We start from the raw sequence: 378 nt of genomic DNA, 5'->3' as shown, positions 1-378 counted from the left end.
GTGTTGTCCGGCGCGCTGTTGATGGTGGGCTTGGTCGGTTTGCTGTTCGGCTTGAACCGCGTGCTGTCGGATGTGGCGGCGTTATGGGTGTTTTTCGGCATTTTCTTCTTGAGCCTGCTGATTATTGCCGTATTGTTCCGCAAAGTATCGGCAGATTATCGGGAGCAGGGCAGCCGTGTGGCTGAGACCTTGCAGGATATTCGATCGGATATTGCGTATTTGCGCGGTGAGATAGATAAGGATGCGGACGATGAAGCAACAGGAGTATGAAGAAGCGCGCGAGCTGCTGCTTTTAGAAGCTAAGCTGGTGCGGCTGCGGATTGAAGCGGAAAATTTGAAACTGCGTAAAGCGGAAGAAGGTAATGCTCGGCAGACTAA

At 52.4% G+C, this 378-nt stretch carries 1 pseudogene; it reads left to right on the top strand.

The features are described from left to right. Positions 1-270, top strand: a pseudogene (locus ACTHS3_RS17205) (phage holin family protein); the annotation flags it as partial. Positions 271-378: the final 108 nt, after the last annotated feature.

The sequence above is a fragment of the Neisseria sp. P0009.S007 genome, from assembly GCF_051962515.1.
Note: the sequence above shows the minus strand (reverse complement) of the source record. Positions and strands in the feature narration are given on the sequence as shown.